The following is a 22816-nucleotide window of genomic DNA, read 5'->3' as shown; positions in this document are numbered from 1 at the left end:
GTTTTCAGTACGCTCGAACGCGCATGCCCCTCCGTTGCAGACGCGCGGCGGCGCCGATTCCGCATGGCAGGGCCAGGCTTTCTCCTCGTCCGTACCGCACCCGGAACCGCGCGGGGGATCGGCCTCGAACGGCGACCGCCCCTCCAAAACCATCGCGCCGGACCGATTTCCCCGGCGGGCGATGCCCGCCTCCTCGCGGCCGCTTCGCTCCAAATCGGCCCGACGCTCCGGTCCTTCGCTGCGCTCCGGCCCAAGGGTTCGGAAGGGACGGAGGTTCGCCGTTCGCTGGCATCTCCGTCGCCCGGAACGGGTTCGGGCAGACGCTTTGAGGAGAAAGAAAATGCCTGCAATCGGTTATGTCCAGCGCCATCCGGACGGCGGCTTCAACGGAAAGCTCCAGACGCTCGCGGTGAATACCGACATCCAGATCGCCCCCAATCGCGGCAAGGTCGGCGAGCAGCCCGACTATAAGGTTCGTGCTGGCGGCGTCGACATCGGCGGCGGCTGGATCCGCACCGGCGAAGTCTCGGGCCGCGAATATGTCCGGCTCACCATCCTGCATCCCGAACTGTTCGGCGGTCGCCCGCTCTACGCCAATCTCGGGCGCGCGGCGGGGCAGGATGACGAGGACGCCTATGCGATCATCTGGAACCCCGGCGACTGAGCCGCACTCGCCCCGCGCCGCTCTTCGGCGCGGGGCATTTGGCCGTGAGGGAAGGGACTTCCACCGCTAAGGCTGGCGATGATCCGGCGGGGTGCGCACCGCGTCAAGGACGACGGGGCCCCACCATTTTGCTGCGCAAAATCGTTGCCCCCATCGCCGCTTCGCGGCCCGCTTTCGCGGGTCCCTGACCCGGCGCGCACCCCGCCGGGCGATGCCTCTTCTTTACCGTGAAGAGGAGGTTTTCATGTCCATCGAAGCCCAGATCGAGGAACTGCGCGCCGAGCTCAATGCCTGCACCCGCAAGGCTGAAAGACGCCGGATCGCGCGCGAACTGGACGCGCTGGCCGAGCGTTATACAGCCTGGAAACGGGCGAATGACTAGCGCACATCGTGCGTGCGGCGCGGCAGCAATTTGAGGCCGCGCCATGTAGCTTTTTGCGCCACCGGCATGCGGAAAATGCGCGCTCGCGCGTCTGATAAAGGACGGTGCGACAAGATGATAAGGCAGGACATCGTCGCTTTTCGTGGATGGGAGAAACGATGATGGGGCTCAGGCTTTCGCTTATGACATTGGTAATGGCATTCGGTGTCGGCTGCTCCGAGGTTCCGCCCAGACAGGCGCCAGAGAAGGAAGACGACACGCTCTTCAGCATGGCCGCTACCGAGCGGAGCGTGAACCGCGAACTCGAGCGCATGGTCCAGCCAAAGGGGGGCGGCGGCGAGGAGCCGGAACCATTTCTCTACGACTGAAACTTGCCGGGCGGACGTGGCGAAACCGGTAGACGCAGCGGACTTAAAATCCGCCTGAGAATTCAGTGCGGGTTCGAGCCCCGCCGTCCGCACCAGCGCATTTTAGTGGGCCCGTAGCTCAATGGTCAGAGCTGGCCGCTCATAACGGCTAGGTTGCGGGTTCGAGTCCTGCCGGGCCCACCAATATTGCACTCGCAAGTGGGGAAATTGGAAGGCAAGATAGAGAAGCTATGGCACCCTTGGCGCCATAACTATTTGTCTGCACGTCTTTTTTTGGGCGGCGAAACAGTGCCGGTCGCCACCGGGCAGTGCCGGCTCTTCCCTAATCGGCCTGTTTACGTGTCTTTCGGCGGCACCGCTTTAATTTGCCGAGGCGCTCGGTCATCACTCGCTCGGAATCTTTCAAAGGCAGGTGGGATGGCGTCCGACGATGCGTTCGAACCGCGGCTCGGCCGCATGCGGGCCCGCGGCAAAGCGCCCAAGGCGCGCAAATTTCTCCATCGCATCCTTGCGGCTGCCAATCTGGCACGCGGAGGCGCGCCCGGACGGCGCGGCGGCAGCGATTTTACGGGTAGCCGCACGGGCAGGGGAAGCGGCGCCGGCCGATTGCTCGCATCGCGCGATCGCTTCGCGGCGTTCCGGCAGCGCCGGGTCATCGTGAAAGCGCGCATCGTCCGCCTCGCCGGCAAGGGGTTCGAGGCGGCGAAAGCCCATCTGCGCTATGTCGAACGCGACGGAACGACAAGGGGCGGCGGGCGCGGCTCGCTCTACGACCGCGACGGCGAGAATATCGATGCCAGATCCTGGGTGGCGAAGGCGGCGGGCGACCGGCACCAGCTCCGCCTGATTGTGTCGCCCGAAGACGGTCTCGAATATGACGATCTGAAGCCGCTCACGCGGCGACTGATGGCGCGCGTCGAGGAGGATTTGGGAACGCGGCTCGACTGGGTCGCCGTCGATCATTTCGACACCGGCCACCCCCACATCCATGTCATCGTGCGCGGCAAGGATGAAAAGGGCAAGGATCTGGTCGTTGCCCGCGACTATATCGCTCATGGCATTCGTGAGCGCGCGTGCGAGATCGTCGATCTCCATCTTGGGCCCCGGTCCGATCGCGCCATTGAGCAGCGCCTCCGCGCAGAGATTGAGCAGGAGCGGCTAACGTCGATCGACCGGACTTTCTTGCGCGAGGCGGCGGGAGATGTGCTGGTCAGCGCCGAGGCGCGCGGGGCGTTTGACGCGGCCATTCGCACGGGGCGGTTGCGCAAACTCGAACGGCTGGGTCTCGCGGTGCGGGAAGGGCGGTTGCATTGGAGCCTCTCGCCGCACCTCGACGCGACGCTCCGGCGGATGGGAGAGCGGGACGATATCATTCGCACGATGCAGCGCGAATATGCGGGACGGGCGGAGGCGCCTGCGGCCGCAGACCGCTCCATTTACGATCCGGGAACGGCAGGCGCCTCACGGCTCATCGGGAGGATCGCATCGCGCGGGCTTTCTGACGAGCATGGCGACCGCTATTATATGATCGTCGACGCGATCGACGGGCGCTCGCATTATGTCGATATCGGAAGCGGCGAAGACGCACGATCGTCCCCGCTCGGCGCAATCGTCTCGGTAACGCCGGCGGAGCTCGCCATCCGCGCCTCCGACCGGACGATCGCCGCGATCGCGGCAGCCAATTCGGGGCGCTATTCGCTCGATGCCCATCTTCGTCAGGATCCTTCGATGTCCGAGGAGTTTGCGATCGGGCATGTGCGCCGGCTGGAAGCGATGCGCCGCGCAATGCGCGAGCCGGTGCGCGAGCCCGATGGAAGCTGGGTCATTGGATCCGACCATCTCGAGCGTGCTGCGAGCTATGAAGCGATGCGGGCGCGTCAGGCGCCGGTCCGCGTCGAGATGCTTTCGCCGGTGGCGCCCGAGCAGCTTGTCACGGCGCACGCGGCAACATGGCTCGACCGGGAGATTGCATCGGGCAGCGATTTACCGTGCCGCGAGGCGGGCTTCGGAGCGGCGGTGTCGGCCGCGCTGGCATCGCGGCGTGCGTGGCTTGTTGCCGAAGGTCTCGCAGTAGAGGGCAGGGGGCGTTTTCGATTCCGGACCGGCATGCTCGAACGGCTTCGCATCCGCGAGGTCGAAACGGTGGCCGCCCGGCTTGCGCAAGAGCTCGATAAGCCCTTCGCACATGCCCGTGTCGGCGACCGCGTCGACGGCCGCTTGATCCGGTCGGCCGAGCTGCTGAGCGGTCGCCACGCTCTTATCGAGCGCGCCCGCGACTTCACGCTTGTACCGTGGCGGCCGGTGCTCGAACGCCACATCGGCAAGCCGGTAGCCGGGATGATGCGGCCCGACGGCATCAGCTGGCGGATCGGCAGAGAGCGCGGCCCGATCCTATCCTGATAATGGCCGTCCGAGCCTGGCTGTTCGTAAAACGCGCCGCTTCGGCTTTGCGAGCGCAAGAACGCTCTATGGCAGTGCGGCAAGGTTACGACCGCCGAGCTTGCCATAGCACGGCGGCCAGGCAGTCCGGGTCGAGCAACGCGACGTCGACGCTTGGCCTGTTGGAGACCGTCGGCTCTTTAGCGCAAAATTGACCAGGCGGATGCACCTAGATGTCGCTTCGGTTCGTCGAAAACTGGAAGTATTCGAGATAGGCCGACCCGACAAAGGGCCGGCCCCCTTTATAATCCTAGAAAGTCTTGCGAGCTGTTATGCCGAAAGTGCGCGGCTGCCCGACGGTGTAACCCAGCCGTGCGCGTCCGCCACGTTCGCGATCAAACGACAGAAGGGCATTTTCGTCGAACAGATTATTGACGTAGGCGATCAGCGACAGACCATTGTCAAAGTCGATACCCGCGCTGAGATTGACCAACTGATAATCGGGAAGTTCCAGATCGATCGTCGTCGAAGCGCTCGCCGGAGCGCCGCCGAACGGCGTCCCATGGACAAAGGTGCGCGGATTATTCTCCTGGTCGGACGGCTGCGTATAGCGCGCGCCGACATGCTGAACCGACGCCGAGACATACATGTTCGCAGCATCGCCGGTCGGCCATTCATAGCTGCCCGAAGCCGATATCTGGAACTTCGGCACCGAGGGCAAACGATTGCCTTCGCGGATGCCAGTCGCGAGGGCTTCTTGGCTTGTCTGAAATCCGCGTGGGCAGCAGCCGGCGGAAAATAGCCCGTCCATAGGCGCGCCGCGCGCTATCGAGAGGTACTCTCTGCTGACCACGACCCTGTCGGAAAGCCGCAGCTGGCAGCAAAAATCGCTTTCAACGGATTGACCTAAGGCCTCTTGCACCGCAATTTCGGAGCATCTCAGCGGGGCGGGCGGAACATATGGGCGGATTTCAAAAACATGTCGTTTTGGGCCTGGCGGCCTCGAGTGTGGCCGGACTTTTCCTCGCGGCGCAGACCGCCATGAGCCAGCAGGCGTCAGACGGTCTGCCGGAGCAATCCGACCTTAGCTATCAAGGCAGCTACGAGCTTACCGCGAGCGATCCGTCTGCGAGGTCACGGCCGACCTCGCTTCGCAATGTCATCAGCGGCAGCGGGGCGAAGCGTATCACCGGAGCCCTCACCTTCAATCTCGAGAGACGCGGCGCGGAGCTCAACGGCACAATGATCATCACGGGCGGAAGCCCGACCCACAACAGGGTGACCGGGACCTATCAGGATGGCCGCTGCAAGCTCTTCACCAACGAGACCGTCCACGAAGGAACTTGCAATTCGCAGGGCTTCTCCGGCCAGATCAGCAGCACGGGGGCGATTACACAAAAAGTCGAAGGGCGCTTCACAACCAGTCCGCTAAAGATTGTCGATGTCGACGCCCAGGAGCGCGCACTGACGCAAGCAGCCAAGGAGAAGGCGATGTCTGCACCTCCCGCGCCGCAACCGATGCCCAAAAGGCCGACCGGTTCCGCGAGCACCCCCAAAGCCGACGCATGATCGGTCAGTTTGCGGCTATGCCTTCTTGTGCTGGCAACGGCGCCGCGTTTGGGGAATATGGAACTAGGCTGAAGTTGCTCGCGATGGCTATTCTGAGAGAATTCCTTCAACCTGGTGATAATACGTGACCATTTCTCTTGGCGTGCCGGGTCCTCTTAGAAAGGTTCGTCATTGTCGTCCTCGTCTCGATCGAACTCGAAATCGAAATCGTCGGCATCATAGCCATATCGCGTACGACTAATTGCTTTTGACTGAAATCCACGCATGGCACGCATATGGGCTTTGAAATCGATTAAGCGGACCCGCTTGGCAGCCAAATGTTGGAACTCGTTTGCCAAGGGTCCGCTAAACGAGGCGTTGGTAAAACCTCCCGCGCGAGCGACAATATTAAGCAGCCAATTGTCATCGGTAGAAGCTAGCCGCGAGCCGAGCCGGATTTTCGGCCGTTGGGCTACAAGACCCTCCAGATGAGCGGCTATTAGTAGCGAGCGAATGTGTGCGTTCCCGCTTGCTGACAAGGCTTCAACCAGCTCGTCAGAGAGATCGATTTTCGCGATGAGAAGCAACCAGAGCAGCCAGACAACTTCATGATGATGCCCGAGTGGAAGATGGCGGCAGATGAGGTCAAAGCAGGCATTCCGCCAACCATTGCTGTCGATCGGATGGCCGGTTGCGATACGCTTTGCTACCAGCAGTGCGACGTAGTCGATGGCATGCGGATGATGAAATAAGATGCGCTGTAGATAGTGCTCCATTAGGTCCCAGCGGTGCATATAGATTCGAATTTGATCAAACGTTCGCAGCGCAATTTTCACAGGACTGTCCGAGCGTAGTTCGCGGGCAACCGTAAGAGCGTTGTCGAGGAAAAGAACGATGTCTTCTTCGCGCGTGCGATATACATTCTGCAGTTCGCGAGACTGCTGACGAAGCTTCTGTGCCCAAACCTCATTAAGCGGCTCGACGCCCACCATGGTTCGTGTTTTCGCGTCGTTAATATGAAAGCTGAAACGCTGCAGAGTGTCGCGAAGCACTGCTAGGGCAGCGAGCGCTTCCGGTTGACCGCGAACACCGATGTAATAGTCGTCGACGTGTCGTGCACCGCCGACAATCGTATTGCCCATTGCTGCATGAACTTCTGTGTCGAGTCCGGCAATAACAAATTCAGCGACAAGCCGGAATGCGTCAGGCCCGACAATTACGCCGCGCGTTTCCGCACGCTGACAATTCCGAACGAAAAAATCCAAGCGGTTGAAATAGTTCGTGTCGGATCTGTCCTTTTGATCCGCTTTTGCCGGCTCCACGCCGTGCGCGGACCACGGGATTGCATGCGTGTAAAGGCTTGGAAAAAACTGAGTAATGTCGGTTTTTAAGATATAGGCTGAGTGTCCAAGTTTATTCGAGGCGACGGTCGTCAGTTCTGACAGTGAAGGGATGATAACCGGACGATCATCGGTGTCCCGGCCAACCCGTGGCCGACTTACGGAAAAAGGCGAGCTATCGAAGCGATCCTCGAACGTCTGCCAATGCCGCGCGATGAAATTTGCGACGTAGAAGTAAGAGATCGGATTGGGCGTACCGAAATAGCGCCGCGTGCCATCATGTTTCGTACCGTTATAGCGAACATAATCAGTCTGTCGGGCAGAATGAAATTCGCGCTCCTGTAGCGGCCTAACAAGGCCAGAAAACGCGCGCTTGAGATCGACTGACGAAAAGCATGGCGGAAGGGTTTCGGGGAAGAGACCGCGCTGCATTAGCCCCCAACGATCGCGCAATTTTTTTCCCCTTCCCGCTCCGGTTTATGACGGGTGAGATACATCAGCAAAGTCTTTTTGACGTAGTATTGCGCGAGAAGCTTATCACTAGGCGCGAGCAATAAATTAGCTCTACCAATTGAACTAAGTTGTCGAGCCGAGGTTTGAAATTACCATCCGGGAGGCCCTCAAAGCCGGTAGGGCCGACAGCAGGTACTTTGTTGACCCCTGTTCTCACATGCGTGAAGGGCAGCTTTCAGGGCGCAGTCCAGCGACCGGCTACGACTGAGATCAGGCGCATTTCTGACGCGCGCCGTGGATACGTGTCGGTTGGTACGAGCATCGTTCCGACACTCGGACCGTCGGAAAAATAGACCCATTGCTTCGTCGCGGGCTCTCCTGCCCATGACGGGGCACAATCATGACTCCCACGAAATTGCTGATCGGGCAGATACTCGCCGTGTTCGCGATCATGATCGCGGGCGTGTGGGCGGCGACCCAGTGGTGCGCAGCGATGCTGGGAAATCAGCCGGAACTCGGTTCACCGTGGTTCCGCCTGTTCGATATACCGGTCTATGAACCTTGGGCTTTGTTCTTCTGGTGGTTTCGCTTCGAGGCCTATGCGCCCGAGGTCTTCGACAAGGCGGGCAGCCTGGCTGCAGCAAGCGGATTTCTGGGCTGCGCGGCGGCGGTGTCGGCATCGCTCTGGCGCGCCCGCCAGTCCCGGCATGTCACGACTTATGGCTCGGCACGCTGGGCTCGTTTCGGCGAGATCGACAAGGCCGGGCTGTTCGGCGGCGCAGGCGTCTTTATCGGCCAGTATCGGGGCCGCTACCTGCGTCATGACGGGCCCGAGCATATCATGGCCTTCGCGCCGACGCGGAGCGGGAAGGGGGTCGGTCTCGTCGTTCCCACCTTGCTCGGCTGGACGGGAAGCGCCGTCATTCATGATATCAAGGGCGAGAACTGGAAGCTGACCGCCGGCTGGCGAGCGAAACTCGGTCATGCGCTGCTGTTCGATCCGACCGATCCGGCTTCGGCCCGCTACAATCCGCTGCTGGAGGTGCGCCGCGGCACCCATGAGGTACGCGACGCGCAGAACATCGCCGACATTTTGGTCGATCCCGTCGTGACGACCGACCGGCGCGCCTATCATATCGAGCTCGAAAGCCGGCCCGGCAGCGCGATGGCGGCGCTGAGCTGGACCTATGCCGAAGACGAGATGGTCACCCTGCGGCAGGCAAAAGTGGAGGCCGATGCGACAGCCCCCATGGCGGCGGGGCTCGCGGTGGAAGCGCTGAGCTTCGGCTATGCGATATCGGGGGACCGGCCCGCCTGGCGTCCGCTCCGCGCCTTCGACGACGGCCGCCAGACCTATATCGAATTTCCGCCGTCGCTCGCGGTCGGCGAGGCGCCGCCGTTGTTCGTGATCGGTGACGATGGCGAGGCGGCGCTCGTCAACTACCGGGTCGCCGGGCGCTTCTATGCCGTCGACCGGCTGTTCGCGCGCGCAGAGCTTCGGCTCGGCACCAAGAAGCAGGCGATCGTGCGGATCGACCGGCTCCCGGTCTCACGGCGCCGGGGCGGGCGGGGCGCATGACGATGGAAGCGACGCAGGACCCGCCGCGACCGGCGAAGCTCGATCCCGAGACGCTCGTGCTGCGGGGCGCGCCCGCGCGCGTCACGCGCTTTCGGCGCGGTGCGATCATCGGTCTCGCGGCAGCCGGCTTGGCGCTGATCGCCACCGTCGCGTGGATCGCGCTGCGACCCGCGAGCCTTGCGCTCGTCGCCGATACCGAGGATCGCAATCTTGCCGCAGCCAAATCGCCCGGCGACGCGCTGGCGGGCGCGCCATCCTCCTATGGCGATATTCCGAAGCTCGGCCCGCCACTCCCCGGAGATCTCGGGCGGCCGATCCTGAAGCGGCAGGATGAATGGACAGCGGACGATCCCGCGGCCGCCGCGCGGCTTGCCGAACAGGAGGCCGAGGCCGAACGGCAGCGCATCGCGGCCGAGGAACGCGCCGCGCTGAGCTCGGCGGTGATGATGGCGGGGAGCGGAACGGCAAGAATGGCCGGTGCGACGGCGCCGGCGGCTGCGTCCCATCTCCCGGAAACGGCGCCCGCGCCGACCGCATCGGCGCCGCCGGCACCACCCGACGTCAGCGCGCACCGTCTCGCCGCGCCGGCCTCGCCCTGGATGCTGCAGGCCGGGAGCGTCATAGCGGCAAGCCTGATCACGGGCCTGAACTCGGATCTGCCGGGGCTCGTCACCGCGCAGGTTACCGAAAATGTTTATGACAGCGTGACGGGACGGACCCTGCTGGTGCCGCAGGGCGCGCGGCTCGTCGGCCGCTATGACAGCGCCATCGCGCATGGCCAGAGCCGCGCGCTGCTGCTCTGGGAGCGCATCATCCTGCCCGACGGCTCGTCGCTGCGTCTCGACGATCTCCCGGGCACGGACAGCGAAGGCCACGCGGGACTTGCCGACCGGGTCGATCGGCACGGCGGACAGCATCTCAAAGGCGTCCTGCTCTCGACCCTGCTCGGGGTCGGCACCGAGCTTGGCGCGGCGAAGGAGGAGAGCGAGATTGCGCGCGCGATCCGCGAATCGGCGCAGCAAGGCGGCGCGCGTGCGGGCGACCAGCTCGCGCTGCGCAGCCTCGATATCCCGCCGACATTGCGGGTGCGCCCGGGCTGGCCGCTGCGCGTGATCGTGAACAAGGATATCGTCCTCAGGCCCTGGCGGCAGGGAGGCGCACGCTGATGGCGACGCTCAAGCTCGGACGGATTCCCGACCGCACGCCGGTGAAGATGGGAATCGCCTTGTCCCCCGATCTCAAGGCCATGCTCGACGATTATGCCGATCTCTATGAAGCAGCCTATGGACGGCGCGAGGAGGTCGCCGAGCTCATCCCCTATCTGCTCCGCGCCTTTCTCGAGAGCGACCGCGATTTCCTCCGCGCCCGCGCCGCGCGCGCACGGTCCGGTTGATCGAAGCATCTGGTCGCAGCGGGCACTGTACGCGCCGACCCGAAAACGGCATGATCGCGCCATGGCCGAGGAAAAACCAGGCAGGCGCGACCGCGCGCTCCTCGTGGAATTCTGGTTCGCGGCGTTGCTGACCGGGATCATGCTTGTCGTCGGTATCGCCGGATGGTTCGGATGAGTCCCGAGCGCCATGTCTGGGCTTGCGCCGCCGCGGTCGAGCGGTTGCACGGCGAGGGCGCCGCGCGGTTCGTCGCCGAGCGGATCGGCGCGCTGGCGCTGGCGGGCGATGCCGCAGGCGTTGCGATGTGGAAGGCGATCGCTGCGCGTCTCGACGCCATGACGCAGGGCGCGCTTCCGAAAGGGTGCGGTTCCAACGCCGCGAATTGATCCGTAAACGGTCCGAACCGGACACGGTTGTTCCGCGTGGTTAAGGCGCGCCTTTACCGCTGCTGGCAAAGATGATCCCTCAAAACGGGGGTGTCCATGTTCCGGGTTATCGAATGCATCGTTGGCGAGCATGATCTGAGGCTCGTTCTGCTTGCCGCGCTCGTCTGGCTTCTCGGCAGCGCTGCGCTCTTCTTTCTCCTCAAGCGGTCGATCGATTGCGTCGAGGAGCGCCGTCGCCAGTGGCTTGCCGTTGCCGCGCTCGCTGCGGGGGTCGGAGTGTGGGCGACCCATTTTATCGCGATGCTCGCCTATGACGGGTCGATGCCGCTGCGTTTCGACCCGGCGATGACGACGCTCTCGGTCGGACTGGCGGTGTTGGGCTTCTGGCTGTCGTTTCTCGTCGCGGGCCGCGGGTTCGGGATGACCGCGAGCCTTGCGGCGGGCATGGTTGCCGCGCTCGGCGTCGCGGCGATGCATTTTACCGGCATGGCGGCGATCGAGGCGCCGGCCTCGGTGCGATATGATGTGCCGGCGATCGCCTCGGCAATCGCTGTCAACGCGGTCTGCTTCTTCCTCGCCTTCGCCGCTTTCGGTCGCCTGACCGGAGCGTCGCGGATCGCGTTGCCGACTTTGCTCGCGGTGCTCGGCGTCGTCGCGCTTCATTTTACCTCCATGTCGGCGACTATGCTCGTTCCCGATCCAGCGCGGGGTCTCGCCGAAGCCGGTTCGGGGCATGGCTGGCTCGTCACCGCGATCGTCGTCGCGGCGCTCAGTCTCATCGGGTTCGTGCTCGCGGGCGCCTTTCTCGATCGTATGCTCACCGATCTGCGCGGCTTCGCCGAGGCGACGCTCGAAGGCATTGCGATCCTGAGCGGCGGACGCATCGTCGAGGCCAACGCGCAGCTCGCCAAATTGCTCGGCGTCTCCGCTGACGATCTCGTGGGCACCGATCCGACGATCTGGCTCGCGCCCGGCGATGGGCGCCCGCTCGCCGAGGCGCGCGAGGAGCCTGCCGAGGCGCTGGTAACCGGGCTCGATGGCGAGACGCGGATCGTCGAGGTCGCCGCGCATGCCGTCGAATATCGCGGCCGCCAGTGCCAGGTGCTCGCCGTGCGCGACCTCACGGCGCGCAAGCGCGCCGAACTTCAGGTCGAGCATCTCGCGACGCACGACGCGCTCACCGGACTGCCCAACCGGACGCGGTTCACTGCCATGCTCGATACGCTCATGCGCTCGGGTGAGGCGTTCGCGCTGCTCGCGCTCGATCTCGACCGGTTCAAGGCGGTCAACGACCTGTTCGGCCACACGGCGGGCGATGCCATTCTCTGCCGCGTCGCCGCGCTGCTTCGCGATGCCGTCGCCGAGCGCGATCTCGTCGCGCGGATCGGCGGCGACGAATTTCTGATCCTCCAGCGGGGCATTGCCGGCGAAGAAGATGCGCAGCAGCTGGTGCGCCGCATACTCGCCGACTTCGCACGCGAACTGGACATCACGCGCGACCCGATGGCGGTAGGGGTGAGCATCGGCGTCGCTCTCTATCCCGCCGACGCAGACGATCCCGCTGCGCTGCGTCACAATGCCGATGTCGCGCTTTACCGGGCGAAGGAACGGGGCCGCGGAATGGCCTGCTTCTTCGACCTTGAAATGGACCGGGTGGTGCGCGAGCGGCGCGAACTCGAACATGATCTGCGCCATGCCATAGCGCGCCGCCAACTGAGCCTCATGTTCCAGCCGCTCGTCGCGACCGCGGGCGGCCGGATCGTCGGCTATGAGGCGCTGCTGCGCTGGGCGCATCCGACGCGCGGATCGGTGCCGCCGGAGACTTTCGTGCCGATCGCCGAGGATGTCGGTGCGATCATTCCGATCGGCGAATGGGTGCTGCGCGAAGCCTGTGCGGCGGCGATGCAATGGCCCGAGGACATCAGCATTGCGGTCAATGTGTCGGCGGTCCAGTTCCAGCTTCCGAACCTGGCCGCGATCGTCGAGGATGCCCTCGATTGCAGCGGGCTCGATCCTTCGCGGCTCGAACTCGAAGTCACCGAGAGCGTGATGCTGCGCGACCGGGCGGGGGCGCTGGCGACGCTGCACAGGCTGAAAGCGCTGGGTGTGCGGATCGTGATGGACGATTTCGGGACCGGCTATTCGTCGCTGTCGAACCTCCAGGCCTTTCCGTTCGACAAGATCAAGATCGACCGCAGTTTCGTCAGCCATGTGACCGACGACCAGTCGGCGCGGTCGATCATTCGCGCGATCGTCGCACTCGGCAAGAGTCTCGACCTGCCGGTCGTCGCCGAGGGCGTCGAGACCGAGGAGCAGCGGCGGATGGTGCTGGAGGAAGGCTGCCCGCAGGCGCAGGGTTTCCTGTTCGGCAGTCCCGCCGAAGCGGTGGTGGGTGTTCCAGGACTGCTGCGCGTCGTCGGCCGCTGATTATTCGCAGCCGATGCCGTCGCCGTCACGGTCGAGATGGCGCGCATAGCCCGGTGCGCCCACGCGGACCGGCGCGGCTCCCGCTGCCCGCGCCGCGGCGCAATTGGGATAATAGACATCGCCCCCGCGCAGCCGCTGCGGACGTTCGGCGGGCGGGGCGGCGCGCGCGGGCGCCCGATGGCAGTGGCGCGTTCCGGTGCGGCTGTCGCGGTGACAGCCATCGGCGGCGAGCCCGCCGGGATGCGCGGCCGCCGGTCCGCAGGGAACAGGAAGCGCCGCGGCCGCGAGCGCGACTATCGAAAATCGTACCATGTCTTTCCCCCGCCGCGGATTTAACTCCATTATGGTGCTACCCGCGCAAAAATATCTCCGATCCGGATCTATCGGCATCCGGCGATCAGCATATGTGGCGCAGCGCAAGGAGCTCGTCCGGCGGGAAGCCGCCGCCCTCGCTGGTCAGATACCAGACGCCCGAGACCCAGTGCCGGGCTGCAACAAGGGCGACGCGCCGGCCTTCGACCTCGATCCAAAGCGCGTGGACATCATTCCTTATCCATTCGATTACCTTGTCGATCGGCCACAGCGTGCCTTCTATCTGGAGCGCGTCGATGCAGCGGTCGGCGTCGCTCCCGTCGAGGCGGACGGCGGTAACCCGGTAACCCGATATCTTGTGCATGCCGCCGTCAGCTGAAGGATGGTGCCCGGGTGGCCGAGAACCGACCGAGCTGGCCGCGCAGATATTCCTCCATCAGCGCGAGCCCCTCTTCGCTGAGCGCAACATGGACGACGCGATTGTCGCTCTGGCAGGGGCGGCGGACGATCATCTTGCTTGTCTCGAGCTTCCCGATCCAGCGCAGCGCCGTCGTCTGCGGTACGGCGGCGGCAACGCATAGACTGTGAATGCTCACCGGGCGGCCGTGGTGGCGCTGGATATAGAGATCGAGAAGCATGTCCCACGCGGGCTCGGCGAACAGCGACCGACGGAACAGGCCATTGCGGCGTCGGCGGCTCGCATATTCAGCCTGCGCGACCGCGGCGAGACGGCCCGCGCCATCGTCGCCATCGCCCGCTTCGGCTCCCCGTGTTTCGTTGGTGTTTGCAGCGCTGGACAGTCCGCACTGCTCGCCCGCGGCCGACACGGCGAACCCCCGTCCCGCCGACTTTCGCAATTCCCCCCTCATAGCAGCTTTCTTTCCTTCATGCTGACGATCGTCCCCCCGCCGACGATCAGATGGTCGAGAAGTTCGATGCCGACCGCGCGCGTGAGCGCCGCGAGGCGCCGCGTCAGCGCGATGTCGGCGTCGCTCGGTTCGGCCGAGCCCGATGGATGGTTGTGCGCGAGCAAGATGCCATGCGCGCCGACGTCGAAGGCCCGCCCGAGCAGGAAGCGCAGGTCAGGCTCGACCTGCCCGGCGACACCGATCGCGACACGGTCGTCGGCAAGATAGCCCCAGTCGGGCGTGACGAAGGTCGCGTGCAAACACTCGACCGCCGCATGGCCGATGCGCAGGCGAAGATAGTTGCGATAGGCCGGGTCGTGCGGCGAGACGGGCGCCCGGCTGATCCGCTCGTTGAGCCCCGCGGCGATGAGACGGCGTGCGGCGACCAGCCGGTCGGCGAGGTCCGGATCGTCGGGAAGCGCGGCGCCAAGCTGGTCGCGCGAGGCGGCGAGGGCGCGTCCGAGCCCTCCGAAATGGGCGATCAGCCGATCGGCCGCGGCTCCCGACCGCCGCCCGGCGAAGGGCTCGAGAAGGTCCGCCAGGACCGATACGGCCCGAGGTGTTTCCGGCGCCTCGCATGGAAGACCAGCCCGCCCGTCATGATCGCGAGGATGATGTAAAAAGGCCCATAGCTCATCATTCCATAAGCGAGCTTTGGAAAGGAGTCGGTCACCTCGCGCGCGAAGTGCGACAGCACCGAGACCAGCTGGAATGCCGCGAGCCATAACGGATAGACCCTGTTCGCCCGGAGTGCGACGCCGACGAAAACCAGCGCGACGCCCACGTCGATAACAAGGTGACCAATGTCGACCGATCCGTAGACCGGAGCCCTTTGCACCAGAAGGTGGTAAATGGGATCGCCGAAGGTCACCGCGAAGAGCGTTGCGACGCAAATCCGTTCGGGAGCGGCCCCCCAGCGCAGCACGGCCACGCTGAGAAGGCTTACCCACAGATAGTTGGTGATCATTAACGGGCCCACTGAAAATCAGTGGGCGCCGCCCGCAACGCCGTCAAGTGTCAGGCTGCGGCCTGAACAGTTTCGGCCTGCTCGACGAAAGCCCAGGTGTCGTCATGGCCGGGGCCGCCTGTGATCAGCGTCTTGGCATCGACAAGCGCGTTGTGCGAGCGGAACATGTCGTTTGCCGAGCTGATGTCCGACTGGATCGCGCGGCCCATGCGGATGATCGCGTCCTGCCCGACATGCGGTGCGGGGATGTCCTCGACCTGGCGAGCCCGAAGGATCGAACTCATGACGTCGAGCTTCGCGAGAAGGCTTTCGTCGGCCTTGGCTTCCGCGGCGCGGATCTGGTTGCGGATGCGGGCCATATAGGCGGGGACCGGTGCGGTCGTTTCGATGGTCATTGCTTACCCCCAAGCCGCGGCGCTCGCCTTCCGCGGTCTCGAACTTTCGTGCAGGGGCGGCTAGCTCACCGCGTCCGCGAGCGCCTTCGCCGCCGCAAGGGCAAGGACAAGGCTTGCGATGATCGCGACCAGAAGGATCGCGATCGCCGCACCGCGGGCGAGCGTGGCATTTTCGCCGTCGAGCACCCTGGGGACGATGCGAGGCTCTTTCCAGTCCTTCCAGGGCGGCTCGACCGTGATCGCGACCGGGTCCTCGAAAGCTGTCGGGTCGCCTGCAACGTCCCGCCGCTCTTCTGGCGCGTCGATCGGGTCTGCGGACAGCTGGAGAATTTGGGGTCTATTTTCTCCACCCCCCGTTGCGCGGCTTTTCAAAGGATTGCCGCTCGTAGCGGGCATGCGCTCGTCACACCAGTCGCGGTAACGGCGACCGAGTTCGGCGCGTGTCACCCCGCCGAGGCGTTCGCGCAATTTGTCGATCCGGCGATTGACGGCGGTCTCTGACAGGCCGAGCGCATGCGCCATTTCCTTGCTCGTCCGGTTCTGTGCGAGGAGGTCGAGAACCTCCGCCTGCTTCGCGGTAATGAAGGCGAATTCGCCGTGCCGGCCCCTATTTCGTGTCATGACGTCCGTTCCGTCCAAGTCAGCCGATTCCGCCGAAACCAAGAGAGGGAGGTCGAAGCCATAAAAGAGGTTAACATGAATCGAACCATGTCCCAAATCACCAGGACGAGTAGCCAAACCGGTTGCCGCGGCTACCGGTTCTGCATTTCAGATTTTTTCGTTGTTTTTCATTTGCATTTGCCATCCCGGAATCGAGACTGCATCTGCCACGGTACCGGGCGTTCTTTAACTTTGTCGTGATCAGCATCGTGCGCCCGCGTCGTCCCGTTCCCCGCTTTCAAATTATCCCAAAGTGGAGCAACCGGCAATTGCTTCTGCCCATTATTCAAGACGCACGGAGCGCCCGAAACCGCACAGGCGGATGGGCAGGGTGCCCGATCGACGGGCGCGGGACTCAGCTGCCCAACTGGTCGAAATAGGCGTCGAGCTCGGCGCGTCGGGCTTCGCTGATTCGCAGGAAGATACGGCGCTTGTCGCTGGGATCGCGCTCGCGGATGAGGCAGCCTTCGCGTTCCATCGTCTCGATGGCGCGCAGCGCGGTGGTGGCCGGAACCCCGGAGGCGATGCACAGGCTCGACACCGAAACGGGCTTGGATTGATAATGGGCGGCGTAGAGGTCGAGCAGCATATCCCAGCCAGGTTCGCCGAAAAGCGAGGGGGGAAGAAACTGGCTGCGCAGCTGGCGCTGGCGTATGAGTTCGCGGGCGCGGGCCGCTCGTCCTTGCGGGAAGCTTTTGAGGTCAGCGATCCTATGGTCGGGCGGATACTCATCGTTGCGGGGCGTTCCGGGGGACGGACGCAGGGAGGTCTGGGATTGCCCGCCGATACGGGGCCTCTCGGCGAGAAGTTCCTCGAGCTGCAGGATGAGTGTCGAGACATGGTGCTCGAAGTCTTCGGGCTTTCCGCTACGCCTATCATTCATATCGCGCGCCGCCAGGCTGGACTGTCCCATCTCGGTCACCTTTCAACGAAGATGACGACGCAAATATCCTCGATTTTAGTCCGCTCCGGCTGGCTTTCGTGTCCGATCCGGATCGATTGCGATCCGGACGATCTGACGCCTTCCGATCGGCTGAGGTGCCAGGAAGCGCGGCGATTCAAAACTCGACATCGAGGATGACGGTGTCGCTGTACGTCCCCGCGGGCGGCGTGGGCTGCGAAGGATCGATGGCGGCGCGGTAGGTGAAGCTCTGGGTCGTCGCCGAATCATAGATGCCCGCGTTGACGTCGGCGGCCGAACTTGCGCGCCGTTCGGCACCCACCTTGCCCCAGCGATCTGGCGACGTCGCTGATTTATAGATTTCATAGGCGAGATACCCGCCGCTCCCCTGCATCCGGCGCACCGAGCCGAGCGCATGGCTGCCATTGTCGAGCCCGACCGAATAGGCCGCGCCCGCGCTGCAACGGATCTGGATCGTCCGGGTGACAGGGTTGAAGCTTCCGGCGAGCGGCGCGGCGCCGAAGTCGGCGTCGGGCGCCTGGATGATGCAGTCGTTCGCGATCCTGAGCTCGATCGAAACGCGCACCGCGGTTCCCGTTCCCCAATCGATCGGGCCGATCAGCGGCCGGTTGAAGCCGGGGCTCGACGATTGCGCAAGGCAGACCGCGACCCCGAGCGAGCAGACCGAATAATACCAGCGCAGGTCGATATGCCCTTTATAGGTCCCGGCGCGCAGCCCTGACGTCGGAATGGTGCGGATGTAGATCGGCACGCTGCTGTTGGTTCCCGCGAAGAGGCTGAGAATGCTGATCGACGAGAGGTTCACGAAATTGCCGGCGGCAAGCGCGGTACCATTGGGGGTCAGCGAAGCCTGATAGGCGATGCTGCTTCCGCCGGGACCCGTGAGCTGGAAGGTCGAGGCGTCGACGCGGAGCGCGACATAATGGGCCGAGAGAACGGCGAGAAGCACGTCGCAGCTCAGGCCCGCCGAGCCGCTGCCGGTTCGGGCGCTCGCCGCCGCAACATAGCTGCTGTGACTCCCAAGGTCGGTTGTCGCGCCCGCGACGGTGCAGGCGAGAGCGCTTCCCGGCGCGAATGCGAGGGCAGCCGCAACGGCCAGTTTGCTCAATGCAACGCGCATGTCCGCTCTCCCAGATCGATGATGGACCCTGCGTCCGACGATTTGGCGGGCAGGGCGAGGTCGAGGCGGCAATGACGGCCCGCGATCTCGATCTCTGCAATCGCGCCCTCATCGAGATTCTCGATGAAGAGAAGCCCGTCCCAGCCGATGATCGCCGCGCTTGCGCCAATCCGCACCGAGGTGCCCGCAGGAAGTACACTGCCGTCCGCATCGCGTACGACGAGCCGTGCAGCGCGCATCCGCGTGACCGGGAAACGGACGATATGACCGCTGCCGCGCGCGACTGCGACGCGCTGGCTGACCAAGGGCGCGGCGACATCGGCATCGAAATCCAGCGTGTCGATCTCATACTGCCCGGGATAATAGGCCGTGCCCCAGGGGATGAGGAGCTTTCCGTCGGCGTTGGTGCGTCCCACCAGCTGGTTTTCGTAGCGAACCGGGATACCGGCTTCGCCGCCGGTGCTCACGATCACGAACGCATCCGGGACGCGGTTGGCGGCGAAGACGCTGTCATCCATGAAGACAAGCGAACCGCTTGCGCCCGCCCACCAGGTCGCGTCACCGCTGCCATAGGCGCCGGCGCGCAAAAGCACGGGGTCGGTGCGCCAGGCGACATCGCCGCGAAGAGCAAGGTCGCCGCGCTGGCCGGCGGCGCTCGCGCTCCAGCCCCATCCGCCGTCGCTCGGGATGGCACGCGAATAATCGGCGCGCCAGCCGGCCCCGCCACCCGGCAGGTCCGTCAGCCCCGCCGCGACAGTACCGCGGTTGCCGCCGAGCGGAACCGACAGGGTGAGGGCGCCTGACCAGCTCTGGTCTTCGAATTCGTGCGAAGCGCTGGCGTTGATCCGGCTCCCGCGCCACACCGGTAGCGAAAAGGAGGCGTTGCCGATCCGTGTGTTGCGGCCGTTATCTTCGCGGATCGCGAAATAGCCGAGTCCGACCGTGCCGCCCGGTCCCAGCGAGAGGCTGAGCGTCGCCGAGCTGATGTCGCGAGTAGCATGCGCGCGGATCGTCTCGATCAGGCCGAGATCGACATAGCCGGCGCTCTCGCGGCTGTGACGGAGCGCGACCGAAAAGCGGCGCGCCTGATACTCATACCCGACCGTCCATTGTTCGCCGTTGCCGCCGTCCGTTTCGCTCCTAAAACTGCGACTGTAAGAGCCGCTCACGACGCCGCCGGCGCCGAGACGGACGACCGCGCCGCCGCCGGCAAGTTGCATGTCGTCGGCGATCTCGGCGCGCACTTCGAGCGTGACCGCATCGGAAAGCCCGTGGCGAAGCGAGGCCGAGCCGGCGACGCCGCCATAATCGAAATTCCTGACGCCATAATTTTCGCGAAACGCGCCCATGGCGAGCGCGAAGTCGGTAAGCCCCGGGTGGAGCAGGGCGCTCGAAACATAGAAGGGCATCGAGGTCGAGATGCTGCGGCCGTGCATATCGGTGACGACGAGATTGGCTTCGCCCGCGCCGGTGATCGGCGGCAGATTTTCGATAGCGAACGGCCCCGGGTTAACGGCGGCGCCTCCCACGCGCTGTCCGCTGACGATGAGATCGACCGTCGAAGGGAGCGCCGCACGGCCGGCAAAGGCCGGTAGCGGATAGGTGATGATATCCGGGCGGACTGCGAAGTCGCGCGAGACCTGGATGCCGCCGAGCCGGACGGCGGAGGCCCAGGGCAGCGTGCGCGTGACAAGGTCGCCCGCCTCGAGCGTGACGGCGGTCGCCTCATCGGACCGGCGCCAGCTCGTATCGTAGCGGACATAGGCCTTGCCGCCGCTGCGTAAGACCCCGGTCGTCGAGACGACGCCGGCGCCGCTGAACATGCGCGCCTCGTGCCAGAGCGAGGCCTGCGGTTTGCGGTCGCCGCCTCCGCTCACATAGACATCATAGTTGAGCAGCGCCCCCATGTCGTAGGATGCCGGCTCGAACGTCCGCCGCGCCTTCCCGACGCGCTGCACGGGGAAATAGTCCGGCGCTGCGGTCAGCCGCAATTGCTGTGAGGGGACGTCATAGGCGGCCGCCATGCCCGGGAGCTCGTCGATATAGACACTCGCCGTCTGCGCGCCGACCTGGAGCCCCGCCTTGCGAAGATCGGCAAGCTCGACGCGAAAGCGGCTCCCGGCGAGCTGCACCGGCGCCACGATGCCGCTCCGCCGCTCATTGACGATGAGTTCGAGGAGCAGCTGCTGGTCGGCGCCGCTCGCGACGCTGCGCGGCGGCGGCGGGAGGTCGCCGAAGCTGGCCAGTCCTTCGCTTGCGCATGATGCGGATACCGGCACCATGATCGCCAGCGCGCCCAGAATCCCGCCTAGCGAATATATCGCGCGGTGGTTCGCCATGGCATCAGTCCGCAGCCCGCTCGATCGGCGTCGAGGGGAGGCCGTTCACTGCCGCGCGCAGGGACGTGGGGGTAGCGCGATCGGGAAGCGGCCAGCGCATCATGCGGCCGGCAAGCACATAGCCGAGCAGGCCTTCGCCGAGCGGCATGGTGCCGTCGATAACCGCCTCGGTAAGCCGGGCGTGCACCGGACCATCGTTCCGGACCTCGACAAAGCGTGATCCCCCTTCGGCGACCACGCGCCAGACCAGTTTCGGCATCGGTGCGGGAGCATTTTTTGCCGGTACCGCGCCCGCGACGAACAGCGGCACCGAATATCGCATGCGAAACGAGATTCCGGCTCCGGGCGCGGCAGGCTCGCGGGCTTCGACCGGCACTTCGTCGATGATGATGCGGTAGGGCGTCTCGGCACTGGCGGGGATGGCGCCCATACGGGTCAGACGAACAAGCTGCTTCGTGCCGGGCGCGATCGTGACGATCGGCGGCGTGCCGACAACGGCGTCCTGCGCCGCATAGACATTCTTCCCGTCGGTCTGCTCCCACGCATAGACGCGCACCTGAAGTGTGACGGAGCTCTTGCCTGGATTTTCCAGCCATAGCGCAGCCGCCTTCTTGTCGGCTTCGATGACCGGATTGACCGGCCAGATGAGGACCGAGCCGGGTTGCTGGGCACCCGCCGAAGGGGAAATGATGAGGAGAAGGAGCGCAACGAAGAGAAGCGCGAGCGAGAGATAGATGGTCTTCATGATCTGGTCCCCTTCACCATGACAATGTGACCGTGAGCCGATCGGAATAGACTCCGGGAATACGGCCGCCGGGGAGGGTGAGCGTCGCATAGACGGGCAGGCGGACGTCGTTCGCATTGGCCGCCGTTACGGTGACGCCGCTCGTGCCGCCCACCGGGATCGGCTGGGTACAGCCCGCGTCGCGGCAGAGGCTGTAGGCGACGCGTGAGCCGGTATCGCCGCCGCGCTGCAAGTGACGCGCGCCGGATGCGAGATGCGTGCCGCCATCGATACTCATCGTCAGGCTGACGCCGGGCGTGCAGCGCAGACGAATGGCCTGCGAACCGGTCGTCGTTGCATTATGCGTCGCCGTCGAGAGGCTCGAATCCTCGCCGAAGTCGAGCGTGCCGATCGTCCCGGCATTGCCGGCGGAGCCGAGGCCGTCGACAAGACAGCCGGGTTCGATCCGCGCCGTCACGTCGAAATCGGCGGTCGTCTCGGCTCGCGCCGGAAAGGAAAGGCCGCCCCCGCTCGCGACCATAACGAGGAGGGCGGCCAGCGCCCGGCGCCTTTGTTCCAGAGTGTCCGTCATGGGTAGGGCCATGCCAGTCTGAGTGCCGCGCTGAGGGTTCTGGTTGTCAGAGCTCGAGGACGACGGTGACCGTGTCGCTGTAGGTGCCGGGGATCAGTCCGGCTTCGCCAAAAGCGCGGCCATAGACATTGACCGTCTGCACCGCGCCGGTCGACGCGAGGACGATGTCGCCTCCGATCGGGATCAGCGTCGATCGGCCCGAATCCGCGTAGAGATTATAGGTAACGAACTGGCCGGGGGTGCCCGAATGCGCCATCGCGCGAAGGCCGACGCCGGAGCCTTCGCCGTCATTCTCGCCCGCTTCGAACGACAATATAGGGGTGATGCCGGGGCTGCACTGGATCGAAAGCGCGCCGCCGCCGTTCAGCACCTCGGCGTCGCTCTGAACGAACAGCGTGTTCTCGGTTCCGAAGTCGATGGTGCCGAAATCTGCGCCGGTCGCGCTGTCATCAAGGTTCTGACCATTGATGATGCAGCCCGCTTCGAGGGTGATCGTCGCGTCGATCGTCCCTGTAATGTCGGCGTGCGCCGATGGAGCCACGCTCATCGCAGCAATGGCGAAGCCGGCGGTCAGCGCTTTGCTGAATTTATAAGTCATAAGACGCATCCCCTTACTGACCTTGTTCCTGACTAGGGTGGAACAAGAACTGTATCGATGCGTCGATGATATGGATCAGGCGTTAATAATGTATTTGTGTCGTATCGGGATATATTTAAATGATACTTATCGGAAATAAGTAATGGCTGCGCATGAAGCCTGTTCATTGCAGCATCTTGTTCGGGCCATTTATGTACATTGCAGATTGCACCCATTCCGTGCGGATGTCGCGCGAAGCCGTGTCCGCTTCGGAGTGATCGCGGCGGTTCGGGGAGGTGGTCGCGCGGCGAGGCGCCAAGGCCTGCGGTTCGCGCGAGCCCCAGCTCCGCACTCTAGTGTAAGAAAATCAAGACGTTACGCGG

25 protein-coding genes and 2 tRNA genes are annotated in these 22816 nt (G+C 64.5%); 12 read left to right on the top strand and 15 right to left on the bottom strand.

The genetic code is table 11. The annotated features are described in order from the left end of the window. The first annotated feature begins 340 nt into the window (after positions 1–340). From BLW56_RS02540 to rlxS, 6 genes are all read left to right on the top strand, one after another. Positions 341–664, top strand: a complete 324-nt coding sequence (locus tag BLW56_RS02540) for a DUF736 domain-containing protein (protein WP_093509081.1) — start codon at positions 341–343, stop codon at positions 662–664. A gap of 244 nt (positions 665–908) precedes the next feature. Then, complete coding sequence (locus BLW56_RS20505) at positions 909–1046, top strand: hypothetical protein (protein ID WP_177175764.1); 138 nt, start codon at positions 909–911, stop codon at positions 1044–1046. Positions 1047–1204: 158 nt separating this feature from the next. Next, the gene (locus BLW56_RS02535) at positions 1205–1414 is read left to right on the top strand and encodes a hypothetical protein (protein WP_177175763.1); all 210 of its coding nucleotides are present in this window, start codon (positions 1205–1207) and stop codon (positions 1412–1414) included. Between the two features lie 10 nt (positions 1415–1424). After that, positions 1425–1509: transfer RNA gene (locus tag BLW56_RS02530), tRNA-Leu, on the top strand. A 12-nt stretch (positions 1510–1521) separates the two neighbouring features. Then, positions 1522–1597 (top strand) — tRNA-Ile (locus BLW56_RS02525). Positions 1598–1831: 234 nt separating this feature from the next. Next, positions 1832–3814 (top strand): relaxase/mobilization nuclease RlxS, encoded by a 1983-nt coding sequence (rlxS, locus tag BLW56_RS02520; RefSeq protein WP_093509079.1) that lies wholly within the window; start codon positions 1832–1834, stop codon positions 3812–3814. Positions 3815–4103: 289 nt separating this feature from the next. Here the strand turns inward: rlxS and BLW56_RS02515 are convergent, their stop codons facing one another. Beyond that, complete coding sequence (locus tag BLW56_RS02515; RefSeq protein WP_256203263.1) at positions 4104–4715, bottom strand: TonB-dependent receptor domain-containing protein; 612 nt, start codon at positions 4713–4715, stop codon at positions 4104–4106. 38 nt (positions 4716–4753) lie between these two features. On the opposite strand from BLW56_RS02515, the gene BLW56_RS02510 reads away from it, so the two are divergent. Continuing rightward, the gene (locus tag BLW56_RS02510; protein ID WP_093509078.1) at positions 4754–5362 is read left to right on the top strand and encodes a hypothetical protein; all 609 of its coding nucleotides are present in this window, start codon (positions 4754–4756) and stop codon (positions 5360–5362) included. Between the two features lie 155 nt (positions 5363–5517). On the opposite strand, the gene BLW56_RS20285 is transcribed toward BLW56_RS02510, so the two are convergent. Beyond that, complete coding sequence (locus BLW56_RS20285) at positions 5518–7134, bottom strand: RNA-directed DNA polymerase (protein WP_143043330.1); 1617 nt, start codon at positions 7132–7134, stop codon at positions 5518–5520. Between the two features lie 400 nt (positions 7135–7534). Here BLW56_RS20285 and BLW56_RS02495 point away from each other — a divergent pair, with 400 nt between their 5' ends. The 5 genes from BLW56_RS02495 (at position 7535) to BLW56_RS02475 (ending at position 12917) form a co-directional block, all read left to right on the top strand. Beyond that, entirely contained in the window at positions 7535–8713 is a 1179-nt protein-coding gene (locus BLW56_RS02495) for a TrbG/VirB9 family P-type conjugative transfer protein (protein ID WP_093509075.1), read from the top strand. After that, the gene (locus BLW56_RS02490; protein WP_093509074.1) at positions 8710–9879 is read left to right on the top strand and encodes a TrbI/VirB10 family protein; all 1170 of its coding nucleotides are present in this window, start codon (positions 8710–8712) and stop codon (positions 9877–9879) included. Before BLW56_RS02495 ends, BLW56_RS02490 begins: the two co-directional genes overlap by 4 nt. After that, positions 9879–10106 carry a DUF2274 domain-containing protein gene (locus BLW56_RS02485; protein ID WP_093509073.1) on the top strand — a complete coding sequence of 76 codons (228 nt, stop codon included), beginning with the start codon at positions 9879–9881 and terminating at the stop codon, positions 10104–10106. The genes BLW56_RS02490 and BLW56_RS02485 overlap by 1 nt, the downstream gene beginning before the upstream one ends. Positions 10107–10277: 171 nt before the next feature. Further along, the gene (locus tag BLW56_RS02480; protein WP_093509072.1) at positions 10278–10490 is read left to right on the top strand and encodes a DUF6961 family protein; all 213 of its coding nucleotides are present in this window, start codon (positions 10278–10280) and stop codon (positions 10488–10490) included. A gap of 96 nt (positions 10491–10586) precedes the next feature. Continuing rightward, complete coding sequence (locus BLW56_RS02475) at positions 10587–12917, top strand: bifunctional diguanylate cyclase/phosphodiesterase (protein WP_093509071.1); 2331 nt, start codon at positions 10587–10589, stop codon at positions 12915–12917. Here BLW56_RS02475 and BLW56_RS02470 read toward each other — a convergent pair whose 3' ends face one another. The 13 genes from BLW56_RS02470 to BLW56_RS02410 form a co-directional block, all read right to left on the bottom strand. Then, on the bottom strand, positions 12918–13229 hold the full coding sequence (locus BLW56_RS02470; protein ID WP_093509070.1) for an excalibur calcium-binding domain-containing protein: 312 nt from the start codon (positions 13227–13229) through the stop codon (positions 12918–12920). It abuts the gene before it with no gap. An 85-nt stretch (positions 13230–13314) separates the two neighbouring features. Beyond that, positions 13315–13593 carry a DUF3892 domain-containing protein gene (locus BLW56_RS02465; protein WP_093509069.1) on the bottom strand — a complete coding sequence of 93 codons (279 nt, stop codon included), beginning with the start codon at positions 13591–13593 and terminating at the stop codon, positions 13315–13317. Positions 13594–13600: 7 nt separating this feature from the next. Beyond that, a complete protein-coding gene (locus BLW56_RS20500; protein ID WP_218140477.1) occupies positions 13601–14098 on the bottom strand; it encodes a hypothetical protein in 498 nt (165 codons plus the stop codon). Further along, positions 14095–14481 (bottom strand): JAB domain-containing protein, encoded by a 387-nt coding sequence (locus BLW56_RS20760; RefSeq protein WP_256203408.1) that lies wholly within the window; start codon positions 14479–14481, stop codon positions 14095–14097. The genes BLW56_RS20500 and BLW56_RS20760 overlap by 4 nt, the downstream gene beginning before the upstream one ends. A gap of 137 nt (positions 14482–14618) precedes the next feature. Beyond that, a complete protein-coding gene (locus BLW56_RS20755) occupies positions 14619–15104 on the bottom strand; it encodes a hypothetical protein (RefSeq protein ID WP_256203432.1) in 486 nt (161 codons plus the stop codon). A 50-nt stretch (positions 15105–15154) separates the two neighbouring features. After that, positions 15155–15499 (bottom strand): hypothetical protein, encoded by a 345-nt coding sequence (locus BLW56_RS02450; protein ID WP_093509067.1) that lies wholly within the window; start codon positions 15497–15499, stop codon positions 15155–15157. A gap of 60 nt (positions 15500–15559) precedes the next feature. After that, positions 15560–16120 carry a LuxR C-terminal-related transcriptional regulator gene (locus BLW56_RS02445; RefSeq protein ID WP_093509066.1) on the bottom strand — a complete coding sequence of 187 codons (561 nt, stop codon included), beginning with the start codon at positions 16118–16120 and terminating at the stop codon, positions 15560–15562. Between the two features lie 394 nt (positions 16121–16514). Continuing rightward, the gene (locus BLW56_RS20280; protein ID WP_256203407.1) at positions 16515–17072 is read right to left on the bottom strand and encodes a MarR family winged helix-turn-helix transcriptional regulator; all 558 of its coding nucleotides are present in this window, start codon (positions 17070–17072) and stop codon (positions 16515–16517) included. Between the two features lie 145 nt (positions 17073–17217). Beyond that, complete coding sequence (locus BLW56_RS02430; protein WP_093509063.1) at positions 17218–18201, bottom strand: Csu type fimbrial protein; 984 nt, start codon at positions 18199–18201, stop codon at positions 17218–17220. Further along, positions 18186–20540: a fimbria/pilus outer membrane usher protein gene (locus tag BLW56_RS02425; RefSeq protein WP_093509062.1), complete on the bottom strand. Its 2355-nt coding sequence runs from the start codon at positions 20538–20540 to the stop codon at positions 18186–18188. The genes BLW56_RS02430 and BLW56_RS02425 overlap by 16 nt, the downstream gene beginning before the upstream one ends. Before the next feature lie 4 nt (positions 20541–20544). Next, a complete protein-coding gene (locus BLW56_RS02420; RefSeq protein ID WP_093509061.1) occupies positions 20545–21285 on the bottom strand; it encodes a fimbrial biogenesis chaperone in 741 nt (246 codons plus the stop codon). A 13-nt stretch (positions 21286–21298) separates the two neighbouring features. Next, positions 21299–21856 carry a Csu type fimbrial protein gene (locus tag BLW56_RS02415; RefSeq protein WP_177175761.1) on the bottom strand — a complete coding sequence of 186 codons (558 nt, stop codon included), beginning with the start codon at positions 21854–21856 and terminating at the stop codon, positions 21299–21301. Between the two features lie 46 nt (positions 21857–21902). Continuing rightward, complete coding sequence (locus tag BLW56_RS02410; RefSeq protein ID WP_093509059.1) at positions 21903–22454, bottom strand: Csu type fimbrial protein; 552 nt, start codon at positions 22452–22454, stop codon at positions 21903–21905. Positions 22455–22816 lie beyond the last annotated feature (362 nt).

The sequence above is a fragment of the Sphingopyxis sp. YR583 genome, assembly GCF_900108295.1.
GTDB lineage: Bacteria > Pseudomonadota > Alphaproteobacteria > Sphingomonadales > Sphingomonadaceae > Sphingopyxis.
Note: the sequence above shows the minus strand (reverse complement) of the source record. Positions and strands in the feature narration are given on the sequence as shown.